The organism is Piscinibacter sp., from assembly GCF_050175855.1.
Classification (GTDB): Bacteria; Pseudomonadota; Gammaproteobacteria; order Burkholderiales; family Burkholderiaceae_C; genus Piscinibacter.
In genome coordinates this window covers 1-2,896 of record NZ_JBFXIO010000525.1, presented here as the reverse complement: position 1 = coordinate 2,896, position 2,896 = coordinate 1, and the positions used below count along the sequence as shown (strand labels likewise).

Here is a 2,896-nt window from a genome sequence, read left to right as displayed (position 1 = left end):
GCACACGCTGGCCAAGCGAATCAGGGCGCGCTCGACCTCGCCCACCCCCGAGCGGCTGGTGCAGGGCGCACTCGGCCACGCTTGCGTGACTTCGACGGCCGTCTACACCTGGCCGGACCGGGAGGAGATCGACGCGGCTGTCGATCTGGCGAGCTGATGGTGGCGCGCTATGCGCTGACCGAGGCCCCGGTCGACGAGCGGGCCTTCGTGCAGCTCACGCTCGAACACCTGCGGCTGCTGCGCCGCGCGCTTCGTGGTCACCGCTTCCGCATTTTCTTCGGCGCGGAGACGCGCGACATCATCCGCCGCGAGCAGCGGGCGCTGGCCTGCGTGCGTCGCCGGCGGCATGAGAGAGGGGTGCGGTGATGTTCGACACCTGCCGCGTGTGTCACTGCGACGAGCTCCACGCCTGCGACATGGGCGACGGCACGCCGTGCTGGTGGGTCGAGCCCGATCTCTGCTCGGCGTGTGCCGATGCCGAGGCCCTTGCCGATCTCTGCCAAGCGGATGTCGACGGGCTCGACACATTGGCGATCGAGCGCTTTGCGCTCGGGGAGGTCATCTGATGGCCGCCTGGTACGGCTGCGCGGCCAGGCAACGCGCGTTCAAGGTGAAGCGCCGGCACGGTAAGAACCTGGTCCTGAGCGACCAGTACGGCGCTACGCACCTGATGTCGCCGGACAAGCTCGAAGCCAACGGCTACCGCCTGCTCGCCACGAAACCTCGCTACGCGGGGAAGGGGAAGTACTGATGATCAACGATGCCGCCCTGGCCGGGCTCTGCATGGTCTACCTGCTGCTCGGCCTCATCGTCCTCGCACTGCTCGACGACCGCATGGGCTTCCCCAAGCTCATGACCTCGAGCCTGGTGCTGTTCGTGTTGATGTGGGCGCTGTGGCCGCTGGCCGCGGCGGGCTGGGGGTGCGCATGGCTGGGCTTGTCGCTCCGTCGCCGGCGCCGTGCTGCCGGCTGGTAGTCAACCCGGCGCGGCGGGCGACCGAGCGGTGGGTGAACCTCACGACGTTGCCGGCCGAGCAGAAGCGCGCGATGTGGGCACGCATCCAGGCCGAGCGGCCGGCGCTCGCCGCGCTGCTGCAGGACATCGGCCGCGACCCGCTGGCGCAAGCCCTGATCGAACACTGCGACGCGGAGGTCCTGGTCGAGAGCCTGGACCTCGTGCGCTGAGGGAGCCGTGATGATTTTCGTCTTCGAGGAACACAAGCTGCGCGAGGCCTTCGAGGCCTACTGCGCGGCGCAGGGGATCGGCGCGGATCGGCGCGATCTCGAGTTCAACCGGGTGATGGCGTTCCTGCGCTCCGAGCAGGCGCGCGCGGCGAAGCTGTGGATGGAGACGCCGACGGAGGTGCGGACGTGAGCGCCGTGCTCGCCTCCGAGCTGGGCGAGGCCTCGGCGTCTCGCGGTGCCGATATCTCGGCCTGCGGCCGGTATCGCTATCGCCTGTGGCGAGCATGGGACTGCGAGCGGCCGAAGGCATCTGTTCGTGATGCTGAATCCCTCAACCGCCGACGCCGACCTCGACGACCCGACCATCCGCCGATGCCTGGGCTACGCACGCGCCTGGGACCTCGGCGGCCTCGAGGTGGTGAACCTCTACGCCTACCGGGCGACGAAGCCGGCGCGACTGCAGCGCGTGACTCGCGCCGAGGCGGTTGGCCCGGACAACGACTGCTACATCTGGGGCGCTGCGCGGCGCTGTCGCGAGGTGGTGTGCGCGTGGGGCGCGCATCACATGGTCGACCGGCGTGCACGCGAGGTGCTCGATCTGCTGCGCCGTGCGGGCGCGATGCCGACTTGCCTCGCGACCACCGTTGACGGGCATCCGTCGCATCCGCTGTACCTCAAGCGCGAGCTGGTGCCGGTACCGTTCGATGGGGCGAGGTACGCCGGGTGAGGGGAGACAGCGACAGGGCCAGATCCCCCGAGTTCTCCGAAGACGGCGAACGCTACGCTCAGGCCCGCGGGGCGCGCCTGGCGGCTTATCGCTGCCCGCTCTCGGCGGCCGAAGCCCGGCGCCTCGACGCCATACAGGACCAGGCCGGCGACGCGGCGTGGCGTGCGTTCCCCGAGGTCGTTTCGAATCCATTCCCGGCCGGCACGCCCGAAGCGCAGGCGTGGCAGCTCGGCGCCGATTCGAACTACCGCTGGGCGCGGGTGCATGTCGAGGAAGGGTGGTACCGGATCGTTGATGGCGTGAGGGTGGCCCCGTGACCCGCTGGCGCCACTGGACCCCGGCGGAGGAGGCCCTGCTCCGTGAGCGCTTTGCCACCACGCCGACCCCCGAGCTGGCCGCGCTGCTGAACCGTACCCAGAACGCCGTCCGCGAGCGTGCGCGCCGCCTCGGCCTCGAGCGGGACTACGCCGCGGCCCCGGCCGCCGCGCGCACGCAGGGCCGCAGCACTGCCACCGGGCGCTTCGAGGCGGGCTGCACACCCTGGAACAAGGGCGCCATCTACCGTGCCGGGGGGCGCTCGGCCGAGACCCGCTTCAAGCCGGGGGCCGCCCCCCACAATGCCGCGCCCATCGGGGCCGAGCGCGTGAGCAAAGACGGCATCCTGCAGCGCAAGGTGAGCGACACGGGCTACCCGCCGCGCGATTGGACCTCCGTGCACGCGCTGCTCTGGGTGGAACACCACGGGCCGATCCCGAAGGGGCACATCGTGGTGTTCCGCAACGGCAACCGCAGCGACATCCGAATCGAGAACCTCGAACTCATCACCCGCGTCGAGAACATGCGACGCAACACCGTTCACAACCTGCCCAAGCCGCTCGCGGAAGCCATCCAGCTCCGCGGGGCGATCAGGCGGCAGATCAACCGGAGAACCCGTCATGGCGCATGACATCGACGATCTGCGCGAACACCTGTTCGAAACCCTCGC

9 protein-coding genes are annotated in these 2,896 nt (G+C 70.1%); all 9 read left to right on the top strand.

All coding sequences use genetic code 11. From position 1 onward, the window contains the following. The first annotated feature begins 156 nt into the window (after positions 1-156). Entirely contained in the window at positions 157-366 is a 210-nt protein-coding gene (locus AB7U92_RS25120; protein ID WP_428583271.1) for a hypothetical protein, read from the top strand. After that, complete coding sequence (locus tag AB7U92_RS25115; RefSeq protein WP_428583269.1) at positions 366-566, top strand: hypothetical protein; 201 nt, start codon at positions 366-368, stop codon at positions 564-566. The genes AB7U92_RS25120 and AB7U92_RS25115 overlap by 1 nt, the downstream gene beginning before the upstream one ends. Next, positions 566-751, top strand: a complete 186-nt coding sequence (locus AB7U92_RS25110) for a hypothetical protein (protein WP_428583268.1) — start codon at positions 566-568, stop codon at positions 749-751. Before AB7U92_RS25115 ends, AB7U92_RS25110 begins: the two co-directional genes overlap by 1 nt. Beyond that, a complete protein-coding gene (locus AB7U92_RS25105; protein WP_428583266.1) occupies positions 751-975 on the top strand; it encodes a hypothetical protein in 225 nt (74 codons plus the stop codon). Before AB7U92_RS25110 ends, AB7U92_RS25105 begins: the two co-directional genes overlap by 1 nt. A gap of 32 nt (positions 976-1,007) precedes the next feature. Next, positions 1,008-1,184 carry a hypothetical protein gene (locus AB7U92_RS25100; RefSeq protein ID WP_428583264.1) on the top strand — a complete coding sequence of 59 codons (177 nt, stop codon included), beginning with the start codon at positions 1,008-1,010 and terminating at the stop codon, positions 1,182-1,184. A gap of 10 nt (positions 1,185-1,194) precedes the next feature. Then, complete coding sequence (locus tag AB7U92_RS25095; RefSeq protein WP_428583262.1) at positions 1,195-1,374, top strand: hypothetical protein; 180 nt, start codon at positions 1,195-1,197, stop codon at positions 1,372-1,374. Between the two features lie 129 nt (positions 1,375-1,503). Beyond that, positions 1,504-1,911: a DUF1643 domain-containing protein gene (locus tag AB7U92_RS25090; protein ID WP_428583260.1), complete on the top strand. Its 408-nt coding sequence runs from the start codon at positions 1,504-1,506 to the stop codon at positions 1,909-1,911. Next, the gene (locus AB7U92_RS25085; RefSeq protein ID WP_428583258.1) at positions 1,908-2,228 is read left to right on the top strand and encodes a hypothetical protein; all 321 of its coding nucleotides are present in this window, start codon (positions 1,908-1,910) and stop codon (positions 2,226-2,228) included. Before AB7U92_RS25090 ends, AB7U92_RS25085 begins: the two co-directional genes overlap by 4 nt. Next, complete coding sequence (locus AB7U92_RS25080; RefSeq protein WP_428583256.1) at positions 2,225-2,857, top strand: HNH endonuclease signature motif containing protein; 633 nt, start codon at positions 2,225-2,227, stop codon at positions 2,855-2,857. Before AB7U92_RS25085 ends, AB7U92_RS25080 begins: the two co-directional genes overlap by 4 nt. The last annotated feature ends 39 nt before the right edge of the window (positions 2,858-2,896 follow it).